General features: G+C 60.2%; 20 protein-coding genes. 9 read left to right on the plus strand and 11 right to left on the minus strand.

Going from position 1 to position 23809, the window contains the following annotated elements:
• Positions 1-300: 300 nt before the first annotated feature.
• The gene (locus SBC1_RS34825) at positions 301-1077 is read left to right on the plus strand and encodes a helix-turn-helix transcriptional regulator (RefSeq protein ID WP_165104819.1); all 777 of its coding nucleotides are present in this window, start codon (positions 301-303) and stop codon (positions 1075-1077) included.
• Between the two features lie 24 nt (positions 1078-1101).
• On the opposite strand, the gene SBC1_RS34830 is transcribed toward SBC1_RS34825, so the two are convergent.
• From SBC1_RS34830 to SBC1_RS34840, 3 genes are all read right to left on the minus strand, one after another.
• Positions 1102-1368, minus strand: coding sequence for a hypothetical protein (locus SBC1_RS34830; protein WP_241202340.1), 267 nt, complete (start codon positions 1366-1368; stop codon positions 1102-1104).
• A 108-nt stretch (positions 1369-1476) separates the two neighbouring features.
• Positions 1477-1725: a DUF2164 domain-containing protein gene (locus tag SBC1_RS34835; protein ID WP_165104820.1), complete on the minus strand. Its 249-nt coding sequence runs from the start codon at positions 1723-1725 to the stop codon at positions 1477-1479.
• Positions 1726-1737: 12 nt separating this feature from the next.
• Positions 1738-3183: a sigma-54-dependent Fis family transcriptional regulator gene (locus SBC1_RS34840; RefSeq protein WP_165104821.1), complete on the minus strand. Its 1446-nt coding sequence runs from the start codon at positions 3181-3183 to the stop codon at positions 1738-1740.
• Positions 3184-3469: 286 nt separating this feature from the next.
• On the opposite strand from SBC1_RS34840, the gene SBC1_RS34845 reads away from it, so the two are divergent.
• The 3 genes from SBC1_RS34845 (at position 3470) to SBC1_RS34855 (ending at position 6127) form a co-directional block, all read left to right on the plus strand.
• Entirely contained in the window at positions 3470-4870 is a 1401-nt protein-coding gene (locus SBC1_RS34845; protein ID WP_165104822.1) for a GntP family permease, read from the plus strand.
• Positions 4871-5008: 138 nt separating this feature from the next.
• A complete protein-coding gene (locus SBC1_RS34850) occupies positions 5009-5809 on the plus strand; it encodes a 3-hydroxybutyrate dehydrogenase (RefSeq protein ID WP_165104823.1) in 801 nt (266 codons plus the stop codon).
• 84 nt (positions 5810-5893) lie between these two features.
• A complete protein-coding gene (locus SBC1_RS34855; protein WP_158939805.1) occupies positions 5894-6127 on the plus strand; it encodes a hypothetical protein in 234 nt (77 codons plus the stop codon).
• A gap of 99 nt (positions 6128-6226) precedes the next feature.
• Here the strand turns inward: SBC1_RS34855 and SBC1_RS34860 are convergent, their stop codons facing one another.
• Together SBC1_RS34860 and SBC1_RS34865 are read right to left on the minus strand one after the other, a co-directional pair.
• Complete coding sequence (locus tag SBC1_RS34860; protein ID WP_165104824.1) at positions 6227-8245, minus strand: AI-2E family transporter; 2019 nt, start codon at positions 8243-8245, stop codon at positions 6227-6229.
• 277 nt (positions 8246-8522) lie between these two features.
• Positions 8523-11030 (minus strand): PAS domain-containing protein, encoded by a 2508-nt coding sequence (locus tag SBC1_RS34865; protein ID WP_165104825.1) that lies wholly within the window; start codon positions 11028-11030, stop codon positions 8523-8525.
• A gap of 209 nt (positions 11031-11239) precedes the next feature.
• Here SBC1_RS34865 and SBC1_RS34870 point away from each other — a divergent pair, with 209 nt between their 5' ends.
• Together SBC1_RS34870 and SBC1_RS34875 are read left to right on the plus strand one after the other, a co-directional pair.
• Positions 11240-11422, plus strand: a complete 183-nt coding sequence (locus SBC1_RS34870; RefSeq protein WP_165104826.1) for a DUF1289 domain-containing protein — start codon at positions 11240-11242, stop codon at positions 11420-11422.
• 60 nt (positions 11423-11482) lie between these two features.
• Positions 11483-11812 carry a hypothetical protein gene (locus SBC1_RS34875; RefSeq protein WP_165104827.1) on the plus strand — a complete coding sequence of 110 codons (330 nt, stop codon included), beginning with the start codon at positions 11483-11485 and terminating at the stop codon, positions 11810-11812.
• Between the two features lie 50 nt (positions 11813-11862).
• On the opposite strand, the gene SBC1_RS34880 is transcribed toward SBC1_RS34875, so the two are convergent.
• Together SBC1_RS34880 and SBC1_RS34885 are read right to left on the minus strand one after the other, a co-directional pair.
• Entirely contained in the window at positions 11863-12213 is a 351-nt protein-coding gene (locus SBC1_RS34880; protein ID WP_165104828.1) for a VOC family protein, read from the minus strand.
• 28 nt (positions 12214-12241) lie between these two features.
• Entirely contained in the window at positions 12242-12754 is a 513-nt protein-coding gene (locus SBC1_RS34885; RefSeq protein WP_165104829.1) for a hypothetical protein, read from the minus strand.
• Positions 12755-13318: 564 nt separating this feature from the next.
• On the opposite strand from SBC1_RS34885, the gene SBC1_RS34890 reads away from it, so the two are divergent.
• Positions 13319-13573, plus strand: a complete 255-nt coding sequence (locus SBC1_RS34890) for a DUF4148 domain-containing protein (RefSeq protein WP_165104830.1) — start codon at positions 13319-13321, stop codon at positions 13571-13573.
• Between the two features lie 123 nt (positions 13574-13696).
• Here SBC1_RS34890 and SBC1_RS34895 read toward each other — a convergent pair whose 3' ends face one another.
• The 3 genes from SBC1_RS34895 to serA form a co-directional block, all read right to left on the minus strand.
• The gene (locus SBC1_RS34895; protein WP_165104831.1) at positions 13697-15457 is read right to left on the minus strand and encodes a winged helix-turn-helix domain-containing tetratricopeptide repeat protein; all 1761 of its coding nucleotides are present in this window, start codon (positions 15455-15457) and stop codon (positions 13697-13699) included.
• A 37-nt stretch (positions 15458-15494) separates the two neighbouring features.
• Positions 15495-16781: an MFS transporter gene (locus tag SBC1_RS34900; RefSeq protein ID WP_165104832.1), complete on the minus strand. Its 1287-nt coding sequence runs from the start codon at positions 16779-16781 to the stop codon at positions 15495-15497.
• 490 nt (positions 16782-17271) lie between these two features.
• Positions 17272-18474, minus strand: coding sequence for a phosphoglycerate dehydrogenase (serA, locus tag SBC1_RS34905; protein WP_165104833.1), 1203 nt, complete (start codon positions 18472-18474; stop codon positions 17272-17274).
• 563 nt (positions 18475-19037) lie between these two features.
• Between serA and SBC1_RS34910 the strand changes: the two genes are divergently transcribed.
• Together SBC1_RS34910 and SBC1_RS34915 are read left to right on the plus strand one after the other, a co-directional pair.
• Complete coding sequence (locus SBC1_RS34910) at positions 19038-19955, plus strand: AraC family transcriptional regulator (RefSeq protein ID WP_241202342.1); 918 nt, start codon at positions 19038-19040, stop codon at positions 19953-19955.
• Positions 19956-20111: 156 nt separating this feature from the next.
• Positions 20112-20813 carry a fumarylacetoacetate hydrolase family protein gene (locus SBC1_RS34915; RefSeq protein ID WP_165104835.1) on the plus strand — a complete coding sequence of 234 codons (702 nt, stop codon included), beginning with the start codon at positions 20112-20114 and terminating at the stop codon, positions 20811-20813.
• 127 nt (positions 20814-20940) lie between these two features.
• On the opposite strand, the gene SBC1_RS34920 is transcribed toward SBC1_RS34915, so the two are convergent.
• Entirely contained in the window at positions 20941-23061 is a 2121-nt protein-coding gene (locus SBC1_RS34920; protein WP_165104836.1) for a phosphocholine-specific phospholipase C, read from the minus strand.
• Positions 23062-23809: the final 748 nt, after the last annotated feature.

The raw sequence follows: 23809 nt of genomic DNA on the forward strand, positions 1-23809 counted from the left end.
AGAAAATGGATGCTTTTTGAAAGCGACCAATACGACCAGGCTGTCAACGTCATATATGAAACGCTCGCACGTCCTCGCGGATGGCATGCCGTTTGTACTGCGATCGCCAGCTTGATTGGCGCTCGCGCAGTCTGGATAACCGTCAGCAATAAGCAGCCTGCTAATTTGTATTCCGAAAGTTTCGGATATCAAGAAAATACAAATTATTACGACATTTTCAGAAATTCATCGACGGAAATTACGAAAAGTCCAATTGAATCGTTTGCGCGCCTTGAATCCGATCAGAAAGGTGCTGATTCCTTGAATATAAGCGCACCAGGACATGTTTTAAGCCGGCCGATCCTTGAGACTGGCGAATTGCTGATCACGCTGGCTTGCGAGTTTGCATCGGAGGGGGAGGCTGTTATCCAGTCCGAGCCGCGCTGGCTCGATCGCTTGATGCCGCATCTTTCACGCGCTGCACAACTTCAGGGCGCGCGTTATTTCGCGACGCCCGAGCTTTTCGCCCGCATTCCCTTTCTCGACGAATGGCGTCAACCCGCCATGCTCGTCGAATTGAACGGGACGGTGCTCCGCGTTAATGACGCAACCACGCGGATGCTCACGCGTACCAAGTTGGTTCAAGTTGTAGACGGCATGCTTGAACTGCAAGCCGCTGTACAACGCCAGATTCTGGACGAATGCCTTGCGGCGGCAGACGCAACGCCGGCGTATAGGATGCTTCGGCTGACAGAAGAACCCCACGCGGAGCCTGCGGGTCAAGACGCGCTGTACGTGTTTTATCACCCGGTTGCGGTGAGCCACGGGCACGCCGCGCTGCTCACGTTCTATCACCCGTATTCACCGCCTATAGTTGATCTGGATCTGCTTGCGACCGCGTTCGACCTGACGCCGGCGGAGTGCCGCGTGGCCTGTCATATCGCTGAAGGGCGAACGCCCAAGGAGATAGCCCACCAAACCGGCGTGCAGCACGACACCGTGCGCAAGCAGTTGCAGGCGATCTATCAGAAGACGGCAACAAACCGTCAGGTCGACCTGATACGCCTGTTGCTCAACCTGCCCGCGCACCCGGTTTAAAGCTCAGTTGAACAAAGCCCGGCGTTACTTCGCCTTGCACGCGATCAAGAGGCTGTTCTGGCCGTTGTCGCTGCTTTGATCGAGGACGTCATAACTGCCGGCGCACAACGCGCGGGCATTTTCCTGGCAATTACTCCAGCCGCCGTTAGCCGGGCACTGGATCATGTTGGTCGGGCGGCCATCGGATGAAAAGAGCGGCGGCGCGCTGCTGCACGCAGACAACACCAACACCGCAACCGCAAGCGGCAACAGGGCCAGAAAACGCGATGCTCGTACGCTGGAAATCTTCATCCGGAACCCCTTTTAACGCTGTTTTTATTGATTGCGCAAGTATGCCACGTGGAGCTTTCGGCTTGCCTCATTGCAGCGCTGAGCGTGCGCTCTCAGGATGCTTTCGCGCTACTTCTGAAGGCCCCAAATGTCGCTGTCGATCATCTCGACGCGGGCGTCGATTTTCGCTTTTACATCGGCGAGTGCCTGGTTGTAGAAATGCGCGCCAATAATTTTCGATAACTCGTCAAGCCATTCCTTCGCCTCGAACTGCCCGAGCCGGGCGTCGAAACGTTCTTGCGCCAGCCGCTGCAACTGGTCAATCGCAAGCGCCTCGTGCTCGCGGGATAACACCGTCTTGTTCGTGTCTTTGCTCATGTCTTCCTTGGTTCAAACGTCTATGTCTAGCGCGACGATCTTCTTGTACATCGTCGCCCGGCCAATGCCAATCCGCTGCGCCGCCTCAGCCACGCGGCCGCCGCTTGCACGAAGGGCTTCCGTGAGGAAACGCTTTTCGAAGCCCGTCATGGCCTCGGCGTAAGACGTTGGGTCGGATTCCTCCGCCACGTCCGCGGGTTCCGGCGACGACACGGCGCTCGCCGCGCCCATGAAGGCGCCGAGCGCGTGGGCATCTATATGTTCGCTATCCGACAACATCACCGCGCGCTCCAGCACGTTGCGCAACTCGCGCACGTTGCCGGGCCACGAATACGCGGCGAGCAGGCGTAGCGCGTCGTCATGGAGCACGAACTGGCCGGCGTGACGCGGGCGGGCATCGGCGGAAAGCTCCTCAAGCATGGCGTACACCAGCGCCTCGATATCCCCCGCCCGCTCGCGCAACGGCGGCGCGTGAATGGACAGCACGTTCAGCCGATAAAACAAGTCCGCGCGAAACCGGCCGCTGGCGACAAGCGCCGGCAAATCCGCCGATGTCGCCGCGATGATCCGCACATCCGTGCGCACGATCCGGTTCGACCCCAGTGGCTCGAACTCTTTCTCTTGCAACACGCGCAGCAACTTGCCCTGCAGCACGAGCGGCATGTCGCCGATTTCATCGAGGAAGAGCGTGCCGCCATCGGCCAGTTCGAACTTGCCTACGCGGCCTTTGCGATCCGCGCCCGTGTACGCACCCGCCGCCGCGCCGAAAAACTCCACTTCCAGCAAGGTGTCCGGAATCGCCGCGACGTTCACACTCACGAGCGGCCGTGCGGCGCGCGTGGAAGCGCCGTGAATCGCGTGCGCCAGCAACTCCTTGCCCGTGCCCGTTTCTCCGGACAGCAGCACAGGCGAATCGACTTGCGCCGCGCGCCGCGCCTGGCGTTTGACATCGAGGCTCGCAGCGCTCGTCCCCACGAAACTCGCGAACGTATATTTGGCACGCCGCGCCTGCGCGAGCGATTGCCGTGTCGCGATCAGCTCCTGCTGCACACGCGAGTAGTGCGAAAAGAGTGGTGTGAGCGCTTTCATTTCGTCGAAGAGCGCGAAGCCAATTGCTCCAACCGTCTGGCCGAAGTCGTCCTTCAGCGGCAGGCGCGTGACGACCAGCGGCTCGCGATCCGTTTCCAGCAGATCAAGCAGGATAGGCTTGCCCGTTGTCACGACTTCGCGCATCAGGCTATTCGGAATCACCGATTCGCAATCGCGGCCGATCGCCTCTTGCGGGTCCGAAAACCCGAAGCGTGCCGCGTAGCGTTTGTTGATCCAGACGACCCGCGCTTCTTTGTCGACGATAAACGTGCCTTCGCTGAAATTCTCGAAGGTCTTGAAAAGCGAATCCATCGCGCGACGCAAAACGTCGCTGTAATCGACGGGGACATGCGTCCAGTCGTTGTGCATCCAGTGTCTCGTGAGATTTTCTCGATATAGAGACAGAATATCTCTAAATGTGGAAACACGGCAAGACTGTTGCAAAACATTGTGCGACCGGCCGTTCGGGCGAATTTGTGTCGCGGCGTTGTCTCGATTGGTAGACATTATTCACGCTGATGCGCTCCGCAAAGACCGCCTTTCCTTGCTCAGCAACGCTTCCCGGTCTTTGGCATGAATGCTGCATAAAGGGCGCACCCATTTTCGGACGGCTATTGCTGCTGCGCCCGGACACACAACAACTAACGGAGACTTAATGTCGTTCATCATCGTCCTCGCCGCCCTGGCGTTTCTCATGCTGGCCGCGTATCGCGGATACAGCGTGATCCTGGTGGCCCCGCTCGCCGCGCTCGCCGCCGTGCTGCTGACCGAGCCCGCCGCCGTCGCACCCGTCTTTTCCGGCATCTTCATGGACAAGATGGTCGGCTTCGTGAAGCTGTATTTCCCCGTGTTCCTGCTCGGCGCCGTGTTCGGCAAGGTCGTCGAATTGTCGGGCTTCTCCGAATCGATCGTTGCCGCCGCCATTCGGTACATCGGCAAGACACGCGTCAATGCAGTGATTGTCGCGGTGTGCGCATTGCTCACCTATGGCGGCGTGTCGCTGTTCGTGGTCGTGTTCGCGGTCTATCCGTTCGCAGCCGAAATGTACCGGCAGAGCAATATCCCGAAGCGGCTGATGCCCGGCGCCATTGCGCTCGGTGCGTTTTCCTTCACCATGGATTCGCTGCCCGGCACGCCGCAGATCCAGAACATTATTCCCACTACTTTCTTCAAGACCACCGGTTGGGCCGCTCCGTGGCTCGGCACCATTGGCTCGCTGTTTATCGTCGTGGTCGGGTTGTCCTTCCTCGAGTGGCGCCGCCGTTCAGTCATGGCAACGGGTGAAGGCTACGGCACGTCGCTCGTGAACGAGCCGGAGCGCGTGGAAAGCACGCATTTGCCGAATCCGTTGCTCGCGGTCGCACCGCTGGTGCTGGTGGGCGTCGCGAACTTCGTGCTGACCAAGATGATCCCGCTCTGGTACGGCGATACTTATACGGTGGCCGCCAATGTGCTGCCGGGCATTCACGCGCCGGTTGTCACGCCGATCAAGTCGGTTGTCGCGATCTGGGCTGTGGAAGGCGCGCTGCTGCTCGGCATCCTGCTGGTCGTATTGACGGCGTTCGGACGCGTACGCGAACGCTTTGCGGTAGGAACGAAAGCGGCGGTCGGCGGTGCGTTGCTCGCCTCGTTGAACACCGCGTCCGAGTACGGTTTCGGTGGTGTGATCGCGGCGTTGCCGGGGTTTATCGTGGTCAGCGATGCGCTCAAGAGCATCCCGAATCCGCTCGTGAATGCGGCGGTGTCGGTGAGTTCGCTGGCGGGTATCACAGGCTCGGCGTCGGGCGGCATGAGCATCGCGCTGGCTGCCATGTCCGACACGTTCATCAAGGGCGCACAAGCGGCGCACATTCCAATGGAGGTGCTGCATCGCGTGGTCGCCATGGCGAGCGGCGGCATGGACACACTGCCGCATAACGGCGCGGTGATCACGCTGCTGGCGGTGACCGGCTTGACGCACCGCGAGTCGTATCGGGACATCTTCGCCGTGACGATCATCAAGACGCTGGCCGTGTTTTTCGTGATCACGGTGTATTACACGACCGGGCTGGTTTAAGGTTCTTGGTTTTGGGGTTTTTGCCAATTGCATCGGCGGCGTGCGTTGAAAGCCGCCGATGCATGCCACCCTCCGTGGTCCGCATCTGGCAAACTTCGCGTCAACCGCCCCCCGTTCTTCTCTCACAGGACTTCCCACATGACCTCATCCGCAACAGCACCGCTCGCCGGCAAAACCGCGCTCGTCACCGGATCGACGAGCGGCATCGGCCTTGGAATCGCTAACGCCCTGGCGCTTGCCGGCGCGAATCTCGTGTTGAACGGCTTCGGCGACGCCGCCGTCATCCAAGGCGCCATCGCGCAAATCGAGCAGCACGGCGTGAAGGCCGTGCATCACGGCGCGGATATGTCGAAGTCCGCTGAAATTGAAGCGATGATTGCTTTCGCCATCGAGCAATTCGGCGCCGTCGATGTGCTCGTGAACAACGCGGGCATTCAGCACGTTGCAACTATTGATACCTTCCCCGTCGACAAGTGGGACGCGATTATCGCGATCAACCTGAGCTCGGCGTTCCATACCATGCGCGTGGCGTTGCCGAAGATGCGCGACAACGGCTGGGGGCGCGTGATCAACGTGGCTTCCGCGCATGGGCTGGTGGGATCGGTCGGAAAATCCGCTTACGTGGCGGCCAAGCACGGCATTGTGGGGCTGACGAAGGTAGCCGCGCTTGAAAACGCGCGCACGGGCGTGACAGTGAATGCGATCTGCCCGGGATTCGTGCTGACGCCGCTGGTGCAAAAGCAGATCGACGATATTGCGACGCGCGACAACATTTCGCCGGACGCCGCGCGCTCGAAGTTGCTGGGAGAGAAACAGCCGTCGGAACAGTTTGTCACGCCGGAACAGATCGGCAAGCTGGCTGTGTTCCTGTGCTCGGAAGGCGCCGATGAAATCCGCGGGGCAGCGCTGCAAATTGATGGCGGGTGGACGTCGCAGTAATGTCTCTGTGTGCGCCGATGAGCGGAGCGCGTGCCTGCCGTGGCAACCGTTGGTACTATCGGGGTTCGTAGAACGGAGACTCCGATGACGGCTGAACACAATCGAACAGAAGAAGCGCGAGCGATGGAGCGCATCGTCAATGCCACGCGGCAGGTGCAGACCGCGTTCACGGCGTTGCAGGGGCACTTTCCACCGGGAGGTGATGGCCGGCCGTCGCAGATGGCATTGCAGACCTTCGACGCCGCGCTCCAGGAGCTGGAGGAAGCGCAAGCCGCGTTCGACACCATGTTGAACGACCTGTTCGACGGAAACCGCTAAAAAGGGTTTGATTCCGCGTTTGATTCGTTCGCGCCCGGGATGACTGAGCGGGAGCCCGTAGGTGCCACCCACGGCGCGAACGGAACACGTTAAACCCCCTCAAGCACCCCGCAACACCGGCACCACGGGCGCCTTCCCCTTGGCGCTCTCAACCTCTCCCGAGACAACCGCGTCCGGCGGATTCAGCCCTTCCCACGAAATGCCGTCGGTGGACTGGCATCGCGCTGCCGCCACACACGCCTCGACCAATTCCTTGAACGACGTAGCCGCCGAGGTCTTGCGAATCACCGCCTCGCCTTCCAGCGCACTGTTTGGCAACACCAATCCCACAATCAGATCGGCTGTAGCCGCCCGCTGATGCAGACGCCGCAGCAGATTGCGCAAATACGGCGGTGATTCGGCCGCGTCGAACGAAATCACGCAGATCAGCGACACCCCCGTCAAATCGACCTCGTCGAAGCGCGTGCGCGAAAACCGCTCGTAGGGTGCCAAATCCGCGCCCAGGCCATGCTTGCGGAACAGTTGCGCCGCGATAGCCGTCGCCAGATCGTCAAGCACGCCGCGTCCGGCAATGCACAGCACGGACGCTGTATGGCCTTCGTGGGCGGCGTCGAAGTGAGACGGCGGCGCTTCGTGCACGATGCCGGCTTCGCGATCGGACATCTCGAGGCTGGCCGGCGGCTCCTCTCCCTGCCTGACCGCCATCACCACGTCCTCTACCTCCTCGAGCCCTTCGACAATGTCCATCGCCGATTCGTTGATGCGCCTCAACTGGTCCGTGGTCACGACCCCGCGCAACACGTCGTTGTGCGCAATCCGCAATCCCTCCAGCGCCACTTCGTCGTAATACGCGCTGAGCGAGCGCTCCTTGAGCAGCGACTCGGCTTGCACGAGCGCTTCATCGGGATCGTTCGCCAGCAGCCGCTGATAGAAATTCTCTGCTGGCGTCAGCGCTGGACGGTCGCCAAACAGCACATCGAGAAATTCCAGCCGGTCCACATGCCGCCCCAGAATCACCAGGCACAAGGTCAGCGGTGTCGATAAAACCAGCCCGATCGGTCCCCAGATCCAGCTCCAGAAAATCGCCGCAACAATCACCGCGAACGGCGAAAGACCCGTGCTGTGTCCGTATAGCAGCGGTTCGACCACCTGCCCCGCGATCACATCGGTCACGCCGAAGAGGATCATGGCCCAGATCATCATCGACCAGCCGGGCCCGACGGCGGCCGCAAACACCACGGCCAGCAACGCCGCGATCCAGGTGCCCACGTACGGTACGAAACGCAGCAAGCCGGTGAGCACGCCGAACAGCAACGCGCCGGGTACACCGATGATCGCCAGCCCGATCGAGATGACAATGCCCACGCCCATGTTGATGCCAAGCTGCGCGAGGAAATAGCGGGATAGCCGGCGGGCGGCTTCATCCATGGCGGTGGTCGCACGGTGCAGGTCGCGCGAGCCGAACAGCCGGATCAGCCGGTCGCGCAGGTCTTCTCGCTGCAACAAGATGAAGATGGCGACCACAAGCACAATGCCGGTGGTTTCCAGCGGACTGATTATCGGCGATAAAAACCGCTGCGCCAGCTCCACGGGCGACGGCGACGGTTCGTGGACCTCAACTGGCATCGGGGCATCAATGGGAGACGCGGCGGGATTCTCTTCGCTCTTGCGGATCTCGTCCTGGCGATTCGGTGACAGGCGCTTGAGCGCCGACGCCGCCTTACCCAGAAACTCGTCCGCCCGGCCGATGGTCTTCTGCTGCACGGCGTTGATCTTGCGCTCCACCGCCACCTGGTATTGCGGCAGGTCGCCAGCCAGTTGCGCCACCTGCGCGCCGATCAGCGCGCCAACAGCGGTCAGCACCGACAACGCAACCAGTACCGCCACAATCACCGACGGCACCTGTCCGAATTTCAGCCGCCGCAACAAGTCCACAAACGGCGCGACCAGGAAGCTCAACAAAACGGCGAGGATGATTGGAATCAGCACCGCGCGTCCGAAATACAACGCGCAAATCACGACCACACCGGTAATTAACGATGTCAGCGCCCGCAAACCCGGTCCTTCGGGCGGCAAGACCGTGGTTGACGGCCGACGGGGCACGGGATCTGGATTCATGACATCGTTCTCGTTAATAACGGCGTAAGGACATAAAGGACAGCGCGGGATGACAGGCGGCAACGCACTCGCTGGTCCGGGCAGGATCGCGGTGCGGGCGCACGTTTTCCGAGTCTAGAGTGCCACGAGCCTGTGTCCGGCGGCTCGGATGTCGAAGGAACGTCGACATATCTGAGCAAGGGACATGCCATTTCCGCCAAAAGGTGAGTCTTTGCGGGAGCAGAAAGGTGAGTCTCTACAGGGGCATGGGCTACACCGTAACGGCTTGATCGTCCGCTCAATCGTCGGTTACGCCCAGCGTGACCATCCGGCGAATCCGGCTCGCCATGGATTCCAGCGTGAATGGCTTGGTAATCATTTCCATACCGGTATCGAGGAAACCATTCGTGCGGGTCGCCGCTTCAGCATAACCCGTCATAAAAAGCACCCTCAGCTTGGGCCGCGTCGCCCGCGCGGCGTCCGCCAGTTGCCGGCCGTTCAGACCGGGAAGCCCGACGTCGGTCACCAGCAAGTCAATACGCGCGTGCGAATTGAGGATCGCCAATCCGGACGGACCATCGACCGCTTCGAGGACCTCGTAGTCGAGATCGCGCAGGATCTCGCACACGAGTTCACGCACGGACGCGTCGTCTTCCACCACCAGGATCGCGTGCCGCCCGGCCGCACGATGCGCCTCGTTCAGTTCGCTCGCGATTTCCTGCGTGCCCGGATCGCCGGAAAAACGCGGCAGATACAGCCGGATCGTGGTGCCGGCATCGGGCGCGCTGTCGATCGTCGCAATCCCGCCAGACTGCTTTGCAAACCCGTAGGCCATCGATAAACCCAGCCCCGTGCCCTGACCCAGCGGTTTGGTCGTGTAGAACGGATCGAAGGCGCGCGCCTTGACGTCGGCGGCCATGCCCGCGCCCGTATCCGACACCGACACCACCACGTAAGACCCCGGGGTCACATCGGGATGGCGCGCTGCAAAGTCGTGGCCCAGTTCAACGTTGTCGGTTTCAAGCGTCAGGCGGCCGCCTTCGGGCATGGCGTCGCGCGCGTTGATCGCGAAATTCAGCAGCGCATTTTCAAGCTGGTTCGCGTCGCAGCGCGTAAGCCAGAGATGCGGGTTTCGCACCACGTGTGTATTGATCGCTTCGCCCATCGTGCGCTTGAGCAGGTCGTCGATGGAATGCAGCAGCTCATCCGCGTTCACCGGCTTCGGGTCGAGCGGCTGACGCCGCGAAAACGCCAGCAGCCGGTGCGTGAGCGATGCCGCCCGGTTGGCCGCACCGGTCGCCATCGAAATGAACCGGTCGATGTCGTTCGTCCGGCCAAGCTGGGTGTATCGGCGGATCAGTTCGAGCGGACCCGTGATGCCTTGCAGAAGATTATTGAAATCGTGCGCAATACCGCCCGTCAGTTGCCCGAGCGCCTCCATTTTCTGCGCCTGGCGCAGCGCTTCCTCGGTTTGTTGAAGCGCCCGCTGAGTTTCCTTTTCGCTGGTGACGTCGCGGCCGTTGCCGTAAAGCGCATCGCCTTCCGGCGCGGCGACCCACGACACCCATCGATACGAGCCGTCCTTGTGACGGTTGCGATTCTCAAAGCGCACCAGGCCCGACCGGGCCGCCGAAAGCAGGGCCGCTTCGGTGGCTTCCACGTCGTCCGGATGAACGATTTCGGCGAACGACTTGCCGATCAGCTCGTCCTCGCGAAAGCCGAGAATATCGGTCCAGGCCGGATTGACGGCGCGCAGCACGCCCGCGCTGCTCGCGACAATGAACAGGTCGCGCGAGTTGCGCCAGATGCTGTTGCGCTCGCGGGTGCGCGCGTCGACTTCGGCGGCCAGCGAATCGTTCAGGCGCCGCAACTGGGTCTCGCTGACACGCAGGCGTTCTTCAAAACGCTTATGCCCGGTGATGTCGTAAGTCACGCCGAGATAACGCAACCCGCCCGCACTGTCTTCAATCGCTTCGCCACGGCGCGCCATCCAGCGCTCCTCGCCGTTGTCCGGGCGGCGAATCCGGTACTCCAGATAATCGAGCGCACCGGGAGGCATGTTGAGATGGCCGGCGCGTACGCGGTCGCGGTCGTCGGGATGCACGAGTTCCAGCAGGTCGTCGAGACGGTATTCATGACGGGGCGTCAAACCCCATTGCCAGCACAGTTCTTCGGACACCGCCAGCCGGCCGGTTTGCGGAAATATCTCGAAGGTGCCAATTCCGCCTGCCTGCTGGGCGATGCGCAGACGCTCTTCGCTTTCACGCAACGCACGGTCGCTCGCATGGCGCTCGATAGCGAGCGCCGCGATGCTCGCCACTTGCGCGATGTCGTCCAGTTCCTCGCGCGATGGCGTTTTCGGGACCGAGTAATAGTTGGCGAAGGTGCCGAGCAGCCGGCCGTCGGCCGCCTGTATGGGCATGGACCAGCAGGCGCGCAGGTCGTACTGCCGGGCGATATCGCGAAACGCTGCCCAAACCGGATCAGTCTGGATATCTTCCACAATCACCGGCTCGCCGCGGAACGCTGCCGCTCCGCACGACCCCATGAGGGGCCCGAATTCGAGGCCGTCCACAATGCGGTTGTAATCATCCGGCAAACTCGGCGCGGCGCCGTGAACCAGGCGCTTCCCGGTGGCATCGACGAGCAGCACGGAGGCGCGCAACGGCTGTTCGGAGCGATTTTCCACTCGACGAACCACGTGCTCGAGCACCTCGCGCAACGGCATGCCTGCAACCACGCGCCCGAGCACGGCCCGCTCGAATTCGAGCTGGCTTAGGGTGGAAAATAGCAGGGGTTTCTGCATGGTCGGAAGCAAAAGCCGGTATGCGAGCCACAGTGCAATGAGCGAAATGTTCCAAATACTAGCACTCGGTATGGCCGGGTCCCGGTTGCGTTTTACGTTCAGCACGAAGCGCGCCTATTGACCCCATCCAGATTATGTTTTAGGTCCGCGGGTATGCATCGTGCGAGATTTGCACGATTCAAATAAAGCGTACGCGCAATGGATTTGTAATGGCCGTGGAATCGCCCTGTATCAATGTCTGCAAATTCGATGGCAAAACCGGGCTTTGCATCGGTTGCTTACGGACCAAGGACGAATGCAAGCAATGGAAAAAGCTGAAGAACAAAACCCGGACAAAAATTATCGACGAACGGCCCAAACGCGCGGCTAAGCTTAAGAAAACAAACAAGTGACGCGACAAGCCGATAAGGACACGAGGACACGAAAAACCCACTTACTTAGGGAGTTCAGTCATGACCATCATCGTTAAGTTGAAACGCGTTTTATCGGTTTCCGCAGCCGTGCTCGTTGCGTCGTTTGCTGCTCAAGCGGTCTATGCGCAAAGCGTGGGCTTGAGCCCGAACGACGACATGTCTGCGCCGGCCAACAGCACGAGATTGATGCCGAACGCGCCGCTAGGCAGCGAATACCCGACGCACGGCAATCAGCAAGCGGGTGAGATGAACCTGAACCCGACCGATCCGCGCGCGCAGTTGATCAACGGTTTGCCCAATAACACGCAAAGCGGTGGTTATGGCTCACCGCTGGCGGGAAACAAGTCGAATGTGCCTCAGGGGTATTAGCCTTTACGGCTCGATGTTGAAGGCCGCGTTCTGAAGCTCAGGCTATCGGTTCATGTGTGTGCAAGAACGTTGACGAGCTTGCCGAACGGATCGCGGACGTAGAAACGTCTTACTCCCCAAGGTTCATTGGCGGGTCCGTATTCGATCGGGAAACCCGCGTTTTTCATGCGATCGAAGGCGGCGTCCACGTCATCCACCTCGATCGACAGGTCCGGCACCGGCGTGCCGGACCCGCCTTCCGAAGCCACGCTGACCTGGACGGTCATGGCCGTCCCGGAACCGAAGGTCTGAATCCAGCCTTGATCCATCAGCAGGTCCAGACCCAGTACGTCCTGATAGAACAGCCGGGCTTGGGCCACGTCTTGCGTGCCGATGTTGGCGACTATTCGCTTGACCTTCATCTTTCAGCTCCTCGCTTGATATTCGACTCTACGGTGCCGCGGGTGGATACGGTAAGGGCATCGCCTTGGGATTGGTGGTCATGTTGTCGATAACCTCCTCCACGTCTGCCGTTTTCGCCAGCTCGGAGAGGAATTTGCCTTTGTCGAAAGCAGGCGATACACAACCTTGCACGTAGATAAACCTGCGCTGCAGCATCAACCATAACGATGATTGTTCGCGCCAATGCGTGGTGATATTGATCGTGCTGAGCCGACGTTGAACCGCTTCGGCTATCTCGGCATCGTAGCGATACGAATTGGACAAACGACACCGCCCCTCCACCCAGCAGCTATTACCACGCTCGATCCGGTAATGCGATTCGCTTAGCCATTCCTGCTCCGTTTCCATTGGCCCTAAAGGTGTGGGGCACTGCGGTATTGCTTTGGAAATCTGGAAAAAGGGATCGTTTCCGCGGTTACTGCGCAGGTCGCCGGCAAGTGCCAACTGGCTTGCTATCGATGCCAGCAAACACCAGGCGCAGTGTTGAATGAGCGATCGCATTTTCTTGTACTCACGCGGTTCCTGAGCGGCTGCCTTGAGGCTATCTTGGGGCTGCCTTGAATCTACCGTAAGGCCGCCTCAGGCGTAACGAATATAACCGATCTGATCGGTCCCTCGAACCACGCAACCCTGCTTTCATTGCGGCACTATGCAGCCCGCAGCTGCATCACGGCGCCGAGGACTGCGCGAAGGTGAGACGTTCGCCGGTTCGGCATTTTCATTTTTAGAAACGTCCGCGCCAATTGATCCATCTGTTGACACGTTAGCCCATGCCAAGCCATTCCTGGCGGAGCCGCACTAAGTCCTGGCTGTCCGGCGCACATGCATACCGTTAGCGTCCCTAACGCTTTTACGTCGCGGCCAATTCCAATCGCATTTCGCCGGCACATGAAGCGCGTTAACGATTTCTTCATCTTGCGTCGATGGAGTTCCTTACAACCGCGTCGCAACATGCCCACATGCGATCCGGACGTTGCCTCGCTCAAGCGATGAACCGTCCGGCATCGCCCTTTTCGGCCAGTGGTTTGCTGACCAATCCGACCTCGGTTTTTGGGAGAATTCAACATGAAGACGCTTAGAATCGTAGCGGCGTGCGCTGTCGCCCTCTTCGTTGGACAAGCATGGGGGCAAGACCAGCCAACAACCACCCAACCCATGACCGCACAGCCCGCACAGGACGTTGGAGGCGTGACGGATATGTCCAGAAGCGATGCAGGCGGGCCGCAAGGCTTGACCCGGCAACAGGTCTATCAGGACCTCCTCCATTCACAGCAATCCGGTGAACAAAGCCGGTTGCGGGACCTCTATCACGGGCAGTGACTTCGGCATGAGCTGGTATTCCGCGTGACGGGGGCGAGCCGGCACGCGGAGTTCGGCAAGGCGCACCGGGCATCCGTGGCCGGTTCATGGTTCATGGATCGCCCATCCTCGCGACACCATTCATCAAAAGCCAATCCTCTTTTCCAGGATGCGAAATCGCCCTGTCGACCGATAGCGATCGAACCATGCGTTCGTGGGCAACTCGCTCAGGCGAGACGATCGTTCGGCCAGCGCCACGTCGAGCCAATGAAACATCTCGTCGGGCTTGCCCAGCCGGGCGTAGATCTCCGCAAACAGCAACGGTGACGTATAGCCCAACTGCCGCCTCGCCAACAAGTCCTGCAAGTACCACTGCAGGACGGCTTCGTACCCGCCCGCTTCCCAAACGGTCCGGATCACCTCGGCCCGGGCAAAGTCGTTGCAACGCGTCAACGCATCGATGGTCGCTTCCACCGCTTCCTTGTACGCGCCTTGCGCTTCGAACGCGATCGACAGCACCTGATAGATCAACGGCGACCGGTTGCCATGCCCTTCCGTGAGAAACTCCCTGGTGACCTCCTCGTACCGGCCCGATAACACCAGACCGAATATCCGTGAGCCGTCGAATGTAAGCGGGTCGAGTCGCTCCGCGCGCTCGAACTGCGCACGCCCCTCCGTCTCCCGTCCAAGCGCCATCAACAGTCGTGCATAGAGGCGGCTGGTTTCGGCGAGGTTCGGATTCAAGCGCAGCGCTTCGAGAAATTCCACCTCCGCCTTACGCCAGTCCCAGTCAAAGAAATAGTGCACGCCAGCCAGCGCGTGATGCGCTTCCGGAAGGTCCGGGTCCAGTTCCAATGCGCGAAGCGCGGTTTCCCTCGCTTTCGGATAGCCTTGCGACGGCGCAAACAGACCATGCGTCACGGTCGATCCATAGATATTCGACAAGCCGACATAGCCGAGCGCGTAAGTCGGATCACGCTCGATAGCGGTCTCGAAGTAGCCGAGCGCGCGCGTGAAGTCCTCGCCGCTCAGCCCATGATGCGCGGCGAACCCCGGGTGGAAATGAACCCGGCGCAGCCAGTAATACCTGCCGTGCAGGTACGCGTCATGCGCCCCCGGATCGATAGGCAGACGTCTCGCCAGCATGCGCCGCTGCTGCTCCGCGAGCGTCGGCAACACGTCCTGCGCCAGCGCGCTCCCAACCTCCTTCTGCATATCCAGCGTGCTGCTTGCCACCGGCTCATAGGCACGGCCCCAGACCTGCGCCTGATCGGTGCAGCGAATCAGCTGCGCCAAAACGCGGACGCGTCCGCCCTCCCGTGCGAGCGAACCTTCCAGCACATAGTCGACCGCCAGCTCGTGCGCCATCTGCGCAATGCTTTTGTTGGATCGCCGGTAGCTTGCGGCGGTTGTCCTGGCAATAACGTAGATCTGCTCGGCATGCAGCATGCCGATATTCGCGGAAGTCTCGTCGGCGAGCGCATCGCAGAAACCGTCCTGGATCGGGTCGCCGCTCTTGTTTTCGAAGGGCAGCACCAGCACGCGAATGTCGGCCGGCGCGGCGGCTTGCAGTTGTGCGGGCGATCTCCGCACACCATCGAGGCGATAACCCTTGCCCTTGATAGTAAGCAGATACTTCGGGTCGTCCGGATTCTCGCCAAGTGCGATGCGGATTTTCCGGATCGCTGTATTAATACTGTTGTCGGTGTCCCGGAACGCGTTGCCGCTCCACAGGACCCTGACAATGTCAGCGCGTGTCACGAGTTCACCACCGCGCGATGCCATGAAAATCAGGAGTTCCATCGGCAAGCGCTCCAGCCGTATGCGCTGCTCTGCACGGCGCAATTCGTAGCGCTCCACATCGAGCTCGACGTCCCCGATCCTGATGGGTTCGTGCGTCTTCATGTGCCCTCCAGCGAGATCTGTTTTTATGTGCGCTCTATCAAGCGCCACTGCCTCCGCTTGCATGAATCATCCCGAACGACGCCACGAATGCGAGCATCGCGCACAGCACCATGAACAGGGAAGGCGCTGGGAGCCAGTGCGTTCGGGCAACCAGAACGCTGGCGATCAGCGGGGCCGATCCCATTGATGCAGCCAGCCCGAGATTCATCGCGGTACCCACGCCGCTGAAGCGCACGCCAACCGGAAACAGCTCGGCAACCGCGCACGCAAAGGTGCCATTGGCGAGCGACGCGACAATGCCAGCCGCCACAAATAACGCAGGCAGGCTCGCCTGATGACCGACCACGGCCACGTAGAAAACAGGGCCGAATAGTGCGGACAACACGGCGCCCAGACGGAAAACATAACGTCGTGGCAACAGGTCCCCCATATGCGCGGTGATCAGCATGCAAGCAGAAACAACGACCACATACACCGTCTGGGCTACCGCTATCGGCTGGGGGTCATAGTGAAGCTGGCGCAGATACGTGGGCATGTGCGCGACGAAGAGACCGTTGGATGCGCCTACCAGGACCGTGGCCGCCATGCCCGTTGCAAGGGGTTTGCGATGCTCGCGAAACAACACGGCGAGCGGCTCCCTGTGCCGCTCGCTCACAGCTTGGCGATACTCGTTCGTCTCCATCAGGCTGCGGCGCAGGACGAAACTAAGCAGCCCGATCACTCCGCCCAGCAGAAAGCCAATGCGCCATCCGACCGAGCTGACCTGCGCTGGCGTCATTCTCGTCTGCACCACGAGGTTGATGCCGGCGGCAAGCAGCAATGCCATGTTCACAGCAAAAAATACGATGCCGCATAAAAGGCCACGGTTCCGGCGCGTTATCTCCACGGCGTAGACAACGGCGCCGGGCAGTTCTCCGCCCACGCAAAAGCCCTGCGTGAGGCGAAGCATAAGCAGGAGCACGGACGCCTCGACACCCCACATGCGATATGAAGGGAGCATTCCAATGAGCAGCGTGGCGACCGCTGCGACCATCGCGGATACGGTGAAGACGGAGCGCCGCCCATATTTATCGCCGAGACGGCCAAGGAAGATTCCGCCTACCGGTCTCGATAGCGTGCCGAGCGCCAGGATCGCGAATGACAGCGTGTCCGCAGACACGCCGGTGTCGGCCGGAAAAAATTCACGGCCTATCTCGTGCGCGAAGAATCCGTAGATAACGAAGTCAAAAGTTTCGAGCGCGCCTCCCACGCTGACGAGCAAGATCGTCCAGCGCTGGCGGGCAGCCACCATTTCGTTTCGGATCGGGAGCGAATCGTCGAGCATAGCCCTCCCGGAATCATCGGGCACGCACAGCCGCGCAGGGACCAGAGTGCATCACGTCGTTTTCCGCGTGTAAGCGCTAACGCTCTACTATCCTAGAACGCGACCACGTGTCATATCCGCCATTCTTGTAAGAATATTGGCCGACGCCCGGGGTTGGTGCATGGAGTGGAACGTGGAGCCGATGCGCTGGCAGCCGGCTGATTGCCTAGTCATGCTCCTGCGAGCTACGCGTGCCAGCTTCTGCTTTTGAAGAGGAATTACCTTGGCGCACTGGTGCGCTTCGCACTCGTGGGCATGATGCGGAAAATCTGATTCGGGGTCGTATCGTGCCACCCAACCCTGCGCAATAAGCTAAGCACCCCGACGCTTATCGGCACGAAAGCGTGGTCGCTCTCACCTTCACGCGGCTGACCTCGCCGTTGATGTTGCACTGGACGGGACCGGAGTTGCCTGCCCGGGACAGAACGCCGGTCCCTTGCATGACGCAGGATTATTTGACCAGCAGCCGCGTTCGGATAAAACCAGGTTCGCGGCCCAGCGCCTGTATCAACTCGCTGGATGGGGTTCTATCCAGGTCCGTGACTACGTAGCCCGTCTCGCCCTGCGTCTGCAGGTGCTGAGCGACGATGTTGGCGCCCTCCCCGGCGAGCCGCGTGTTAAGCGTCGCAAGCGCACCGGGCGCATTGCCGTGGACGTTGAGCAGACGCGCGGGCGCGTCGAGCGGTCCCGGATTGACATGCGGAAAATTGACCGATCCCACTGTGTCGCCGGTCGTTAAAAACGAAATGAGTTTCGTCGCGACCTCGGTTCCGATGTTCTCCTGCGCTTCCTCCGTGCTGCCGCCCACATGGGGCGTCAGGATCACGTTCGGCAAATGCTGAAGCACGCTCTTGAAGATATCCGCATTGGTCTTGGGCTCCTCCGGGAAGACGTCGATGGCAGCTCCACCCAGCCGTTTCGCTTGCAGCGCTTGCGCGAGGGCATCGATATCGACCACCGAACCGCGCGATGCATTGATCAGGATCGCACCGGCTTTGAAACACGCCAGCATTGCCGCGTCGATCATGCGGTTCGTCTGGGCCGTTGCGGGCACGTGGAGCGTCACCACGTCAGCATGGGAGACCGCGTCGGCAAGCGATTGTGCCGCGCGAGCGGAACCCAGCGAGAGTCGCGCCTGCACGTCGTAATACACCACGCGCATTCCCATGGCTTCGGCAAGCACGCCAACCTGCGAGCCGATGTTTCCATACCCGACTATCGCAATGGTCTTGCCGCGCGTCTCAAACGATCCGCTTGCGCCCTTGGCCCACGTTCCGGCATGCGCCAGCACGCTCTTCTCTGGCACGCGACGCAGCAGCAGGATGGCTTCGGCGATCACCAGTTCGGCGACTGAGCGTGTGTTCGAAAATGGCGCGTTGAAAACAGGAATGCCTGCGTGCGCGGCTGCCTTCAGATCGACTTGAGATGTTCCAATGCAGAAACAGCCTATGGCGAGCAGATGACGCGCGGCATCGATTTCCTCGCGCCTGAGATGCGTTGCCGAGCGAATGCCGATCAGGTTATGTGCTTGAAGTGCACTCGCTAAATCCCCACCGGCAAGCGCGCCCGTACGGCGCTCGACCTCGAGTTTCGCTTCGCTGAAACGCGCGACAGCGGTGTCGTGGATATTTTCGAGTAGAAGAACAGAGGTCATAGAACGCTTATGTGTCAGTGACGTGGGCCATTCATACGCCCAGCAGGTGGTGTCCGGGTAATGCTCGCAACTTCGATTCGAAACTTCGTCGCGCTCGATCACGCCGGACGAATCGACGCCCAAGCTTCAAACATCACGATGATGTTACCGCTTGCCGGGCATTCGTATTTTCTACCCTACTGTCCATGGGGACTTTGGGGTCGCGCTCTCTTCAGATCACGTTATCTGCTGGCTAACTGACTAAAAGCAGGTCTTCGGGCGAAGCGGTATGCTAGAGGCTTGTTTCTTAGTTTCTCAGGTAGCGGCAGGTGCCGACGAGGATCTCCGGTGCACCGACGCCCCTGGGATAACGCCGATAAGACCGGCAAGATAAGCAACGTCATTTTCCTTACGATGGCCAACACGTATTGCCTACCCACGATTGCGGCATTCCGTCGTGAACTGCGAACAGACGTAAGTCGTGCTGCTTCACAGAGGCGCTTTATGCGCGGTGACATCCTCTCTGGCAACGACTCGTTGAGAGTGTCAGCCTTCATGCGGAACCTGGACACGAGTTCATGCCGATGAGCGCATTCGCCAAACGACCGTCCCGGACCTATGCGATGCCTGAGCGCAGTGATCGCCTCGACTTCTATATTCGCGACCAGACCTTGCGCTCCGCGATCACGGAACCGCACAAGCACGATTACTTCCAGATCCAGATCAATCTCGGTGGCGACACAAAGCAGCAGATCGGCGACGTAACGCGTCCGTTTCCCACCGGGTCAGTCGCGTTCATCGCACCGCATCGAGTGCACATGATTCCGCATCCTGAACACTCGCGGTTTATCGTGATTAATTTCGCGCTGGACTTCCTGGGCCTGGATGTCGATGCAGTCGATGGCCGGATCGACCTCGGCAGTATTCCCATCATCCGGTTTCCGGAGCTAGCGCCCTTTCGCTTTCAAGACGAAACCGATTTCAAGCTGACGGACTCCGATCTTGTTGAAGTCGAACGCATCGTTCACCTCATGATGGAGATAGACAGTGCGCGCGGGTTTGGTGCGACCGGCCGGCTCCGTGGTTACCTCCTGCAATTGATCGGACTGGTTTGCGCAAGATATGCGGACCCGCTTATGCAACTGGCGGCGCTCAGTGAACGCGCAGTCAGCCGCCGTGACTCCATCAGCAAAGTGATGCGTCACGTTCTGGAGCACCTGGAAGACGATACGCTCTCGCTGGGGTCGGCCGCGCACGCAGCGGCGTTGACTCCCGGCTACGTGGCCCGCCTGATGAAAAAGGAAACCGGCAGGACCTTTGTGCAGTGGGTAACGGACCAAAGAATCAGCCGGGCAAAAGCACTGCTTGCCGACGATACCCGCCGCGTCAAGGACATAGCGTTCGTGGTCGGCTTTCGCGACGAGGCCTATTTCACCCGCCGCTTTCGGCAGGCTGTGGGGACATCTCCGACCGAATACCGGGCGTCGCAATTCGAGCTATAGACTCCTGCGCAGCCTTTCTCCAATGCGGTCGTAATAGAGCAATTTAATCCAAGACGTAGGGCGTATTTGTCCTGCATGGAAGGTTGGCCGAAGCATATTGTGTGTGGGTGTCGCGGTGGTCCGCGCCAAACAACCTCCACCTTCGAGTTCGCCACTATGACCGAATATGTCTTCCCCGCCCCTCAAACTGTCGCCGTGCCCGTCGCCGGCTCGAGCGCCTTCTTCGCGGTACGCCGCGTCTTTTGCGTAGGGCGCAACTACGCCGATCATGCGCGCGAGATGGGAGCCAACCCTGACCGCGAGCCGCCGTTCTTCTTTACGAAACCCGCCGACGCCGTCGTGCCCGCGACGGGAACACTTGCGTACCCGATGCTCACCGAGGATCTGCACCACGAGATAGAAATGGTGATTGCCATCGGAAAAGAGGGGCGACAAATCGAACCGAAGGACGCGCTGTCGTACATATTCGGCTACTGCGTTGGCGTGGACCTTACGCGGCGCGACCTGCAAGCGGTCGCAAAGAAGATGAGCCGTCCGTGGGACTGGGCCAAGGGCTTCGACGAATCTGCGCCCGTCACGGCTATCCGTCCTGCGACGGAAATCGGTCATCCGGGCAGCGGGCGCATTTGGTTGACGGTCAATGGCGAGACGCGGCAAACGGGTGATCTCGGCGATATGATCTGGCCAGTTGCAGACATCATCAGCCAGGTTTCACAAGCGGTTGTCATCAAGCCCGGCGATCTGATTTTTACCGGCACGCCTGCGGGCGTCGGGGCGTTGAAGCCCGGCGATAAAGTTGCTGGCGGTGTCGATGGTATTGCCGATTTTCACTTTGAAATCGGCAAGGTTCAGGGCTGAATTCAAGGGCGTTGGTAGCCGGTGGATTGAATCTCCGAGGTTGCAGGCTATAGCTGCCCCGTAGGCGTTGCAGCGATCCGCTTGATGCGCGCCGGCCGAAGCCGGCGCGGTCTGTCTTCAATATTCTTCAGACAGGTTTCGTGACGGGCGCCGTGGCAGCGGGATCGCTTGTGCCCACGCGCCCGGTTTCGACGTGCCCCGCCAGGCGGCGCTGGAATGCCGGGTTGGACGGCATCGTGACCTGCAGGTCGTACCAGTTACTGCTGCACGACAGGTCCCAGTGATCCTCGGCGGTTTGGACCGCGGGCACCGTAATCGATCGCGGTGGCTGGCCGTAGGCCAGGTCGGTGACCGTGAAGACAACCGGCACGGTGCCCTGGTTGCTGATTGTCAGATAGACGTTGCCGTTGGCCACGTCATAGCACGTGACCGTCTCGGGTTGCACGGCCGCGTCTGCTGCAACCGCGCCCGTGAAACGCCGGAAATACCCGTTGGGACCATATACGCTCAACGCGTAGTGACCGGTTGTATCGGCGGGCCATGTATCGGAAAGCTGCTTGCCTGCTTCGACGGTATAACGCCTGGGCATTGCCGTTGGGTCGGCCGTGTACACATAGAAATTCGCGCCCACCTTGCCGGTATTCGCGAAGGTCAGTGTGTAAGTCTGGCTTTGCACCTGCAGCGTGCCGTTCACATGCAGTTCATAGGGCAACGGCCGCGCCGGACGCGTGCCCGGCTCCTGTGCCGCGATAACCTGCGCCGAAGTGGCAGCGGGCGCAGTCTGGCTGGTCGGCAACGCGCATTGCATATCGGCCGCTGCAATGTATCCCGACGTACTCGGCAGCGCCGGCACGGTAGCATCAGGCTTCGAAAAATCGAACGCCGACGTCAAGTCGCCGCATATGGCGCGACGCCACGGCGTAAGGTTCGTTTCAACCACCCCAAAACGTTTTTCGATGAATTGCAGCACCGACGTGTGATCGAATACCTGCGAGCAGACAAAACCGCCTTTGCTCCACGGTGAGACAACGGTCATCGGCACCCGCGGTCCGAGACCGTAAGGCAGGTTGTCGGCCGTGTATGTACCGGCTTGCGCGGCAGTCACCACGGTATGGCGTTCGAGCGTGATGTCCGCTGTACTCAGGCCCGAGCCCGGCAACGTAGGCGCTTGCGGCGGCACCATGTGATCGAAGAAACCATCGTTCTCGTCATACATGATGAATAGGGCCGTCTTGCTCCACACATCGGGGTTCGCGGTCAGGGCATCGAGGATCATCGAGATGTATTCCGCCCCGTAGAGCGGCGTCCATTTCGGGTGCTCGGAATAAGCGGCGGGCGGCAGCAGCCACGAGACCTGCGGCAAGGCGTTAGCCACCACATCCGCTTTGAGTTGCGTCAGCGTGCGAGCGGTCATCGCCTTCGTGTTCAGCGCTGAACCAGCCGGCGCATTCACGTAGTTCTGGAAGTTCGCCAGCACATTGGTGCCGTAGTTGCCGTTGTAGTTATCGAAGCCCGTTCCCTGCTGATAGATCTGCCATGAGATGCCGGCCGCTTCCAGCCGCTCCGGATAGGTCGTCCAGTTGAACGGCGTCATCTGGAGCGTATCGAACTGGTTGTCCACGTAGTCCGTGTTGTCGAGCAGCGGACCGCCGCCCGCCCCGGTCGGGTCGACCATCCCGGTCATCAGGTACATCCGGTTCGGATGCGTGTTTCCGGGTATCGAGCAGAAATAGTGATCGCAGACGGTGAACGCATCCGCGAGCGCGTAGTGAAATGGGATGTCCGCACGCACGTGATAGCCCATCGTCATGTCAGTCTTCTGCACCGCCCATTTGTCGGCGCGGCCGTTGTCGATCGCGCCATGCGTGGTCGCCCATGTATGCGGCAGCCCACCTATACATTGCGCATTGACGGCCGGGTTGGTCGTGTCGTAACGAAATGGGGCGATGGTCTGTGCCTGATTCTCCTGACGCGGCTGGAACCATACCGGCAACCCATTGGGAAGCGTCACGGGGAAGCGGTCGTTGTAACCTCGCACGCCGCTCAGATGTCCAAGGTAGTGATCGAACGAGCGGTTTTCCTGCATGAACACAACAATATGCTCTACGTCGTTGATCGTGCCGGTAACGGAATTCGGTTCGATCGCGAGCGCCTTGCGGATCGAGTCCGGAAAGAGCGACGCTGCAGCGCCGGCACCGGCCAGGCTGGCGGAAATTTTCAGAAAATCGCGGCGGCTCTTCGTGACCATGCGCTTACCTTTTTGTGTTCTGAGGGGAATGATTGGCCGTCCGCGGGCACACGGCGGCCGATTTTTCAGGGGACTATGACGATGCTATGTATACGTTAAGGATGACGAAGCAGGTGTCACGGATGGCGGACAGCTCATCTTGGCCGATACGGACGCGCCCCCGCACGCCGATTGACTCGGAGAATCCGAACTACCGCAGGCGGACAGCAGCAGTCCGGGAAGTATCGACGCGACAATGAGCGCACAGAGTCGAAGTTTCGACGTTTGCATGACTTTCTCGGGAAGGATCGGAGTGAACGGATACGCTCGGCGCATATCAATCAAAGCGACGCACCAAAACGATGGCGCTGAGAATACCTTTCGTTTATGACAGACCGTTGGAAGATTTGAAAAGATAAGAATTGTTGGCGCGCGGATGTCTCGAATCAGATTCAATTCGGTGGCGCCGCTGGTGGGTTCTGAGTTCGGACCCAGCTCCCGAAAAGACTCACCAATGACGGTCCATGCTGTGGGAGCGGCGTTTCTGGCAAGCCGTTTTCGAGCATGCGCCCGACTGTTTTTGATCTTAAGGTGAGGTGATACGGGAGCTGGCCTAGAGCGTAGTCAGTGGATGAGGTTGGCGCCTGTCACAGCGTGGATTTTTAATATGGAATCCATATTAGATAGGGGTCGAAATATATGCGGCGCGCGGATAAGTGTCGGCAGGTCGAGATTAGCGGCAGTCTCTGGAATACCTGACCTTGGGCTG

The sequence above is a fragment of the Caballeronia sp. SBC1 genome, from assembly GCF_011493005.1.
In the GTDB taxonomy this organism is placed as follows: Bacteria; Pseudomonadota; Gammaproteobacteria; order Burkholderiales; family Burkholderiaceae; genus Caballeronia.

Coding starts and splice junctions, on each gene's coding strand:
- SBC1_RS34875 (WP_165104827.1), top strand. CDS start 11,483: ATGACCATCATCGTTAAGTTGAAACGCGTTTTATCGGTTTCCGCAGCC.
- SBC1_RS34845 (WP_165104822.1), top strand. CDS start 3,470: ATGTCGTTCATCATCGTCCTCGCCGCCCTGGCGTTTCTCATGCTGGCC.
- SBC1_RS34900 (WP_165104832.1), bottom strand. CDS start 16,781: ATGCTCGACGATTCGCTCCCGATCCGAAACGAAATGGTGGCTGCCCGC.
- SBC1_RS34915 (WP_165104835.1), top strand. CDS start 20,112: ATGACCGAATATGTCTTCCCCGCCCCTCAAACTGTCGCCGTGCCCGTC.
- SBC1_RS34830 (WP_241202340.1), bottom strand. CDS start 1,368: ATGAAGATTTCCAGCGTACGAGCATCGCGTTTTCTGGCCCTGTTGCCG.
- SBC1_RS34835 (WP_165104820.1), bottom strand. CDS start 1,725: ATGAGCAAAGACACGAACAAGACGGTGTTATCCCGCGAGCACGAGGCG.
- SBC1_RS34890 (WP_165104830.1), top strand. CDS start 13,319: ATGAAGACGCTTAGAATCGTAGCGGCGTGCGCTGTCGCCCTCTTCGTT.
- serA (WP_165104833.1), bottom strand. CDS start 18,474: ATGACCTCTGTTCTTCTACTCGAAAATATCCACGACACCGCTGTCGCG.
- SBC1_RS34880 (WP_165104828.1), bottom strand. CDS start 12,213: ATGAAGGTCAAGCGAATAGTCGCCAACATCGGCACGCAAGACGTGGCC.
- SBC1_RS34885 (WP_165104829.1), bottom strand. CDS start 12,754: ATGCGATCGCTCATTCAACACTGCGCCTGGTGTTTGCTGGCATCGATA.
- SBC1_RS34920 (WP_165104836.1), bottom strand. CDS start 23,061: ATGGTCACGAAGAGCCGCCGCGATTTTCTGAAAATTTCCGCCAGCCTG.
- SBC1_RS34865 (WP_165104825.1), bottom strand. CDS start 11,030: ATGCAGAAACCCCTGCTATTTTCCACCCTAAGCCAGCTCGAATTCGAG.
- SBC1_RS34895 (WP_165104831.1), bottom strand. CDS start 15,457: ATGAAGACGCACGAACCCATCAGGATCGGGGACGTCGAGCTCGATGTG.
- SBC1_RS34850 (WP_165104823.1), top strand. CDS start 5,009: ATGACCTCATCCGCAACAGCACCGCTCGCCGGCAAAACCGCGCTCGTC.
- SBC1_RS34870 (WP_165104826.1), top strand. CDS start 11,240: ATGGCCGTGGAATCGCCCTGTATCAATGTCTGCAAATTCGATGGCAAA.
- SBC1_RS34855 (WP_158939805.1), top strand. CDS start 5,894: ATGACGGCTGAACACAATCGAACAGAAGAAGCGCGAGCGATGGAGCGC.
- SBC1_RS34860 (WP_165104824.1), bottom strand. CDS start 8,245: ATGAATCCAGATCCCGTGCCCCGTCGGCCGTCAACCACGGTCTTGCCG.
- SBC1_RS34910 (WP_241202342.1), top strand. CDS start 19,038: ATGAGCGCATTCGCCAAACGACCGTCCCGGACCTATGCGATGCCTGAG.
- SBC1_RS34840 (WP_165104821.1), bottom strand. CDS start 3,183: ATGCACAACGACTGGACGCATGTCCCCGTCGATTACAGCGACGTTTTG.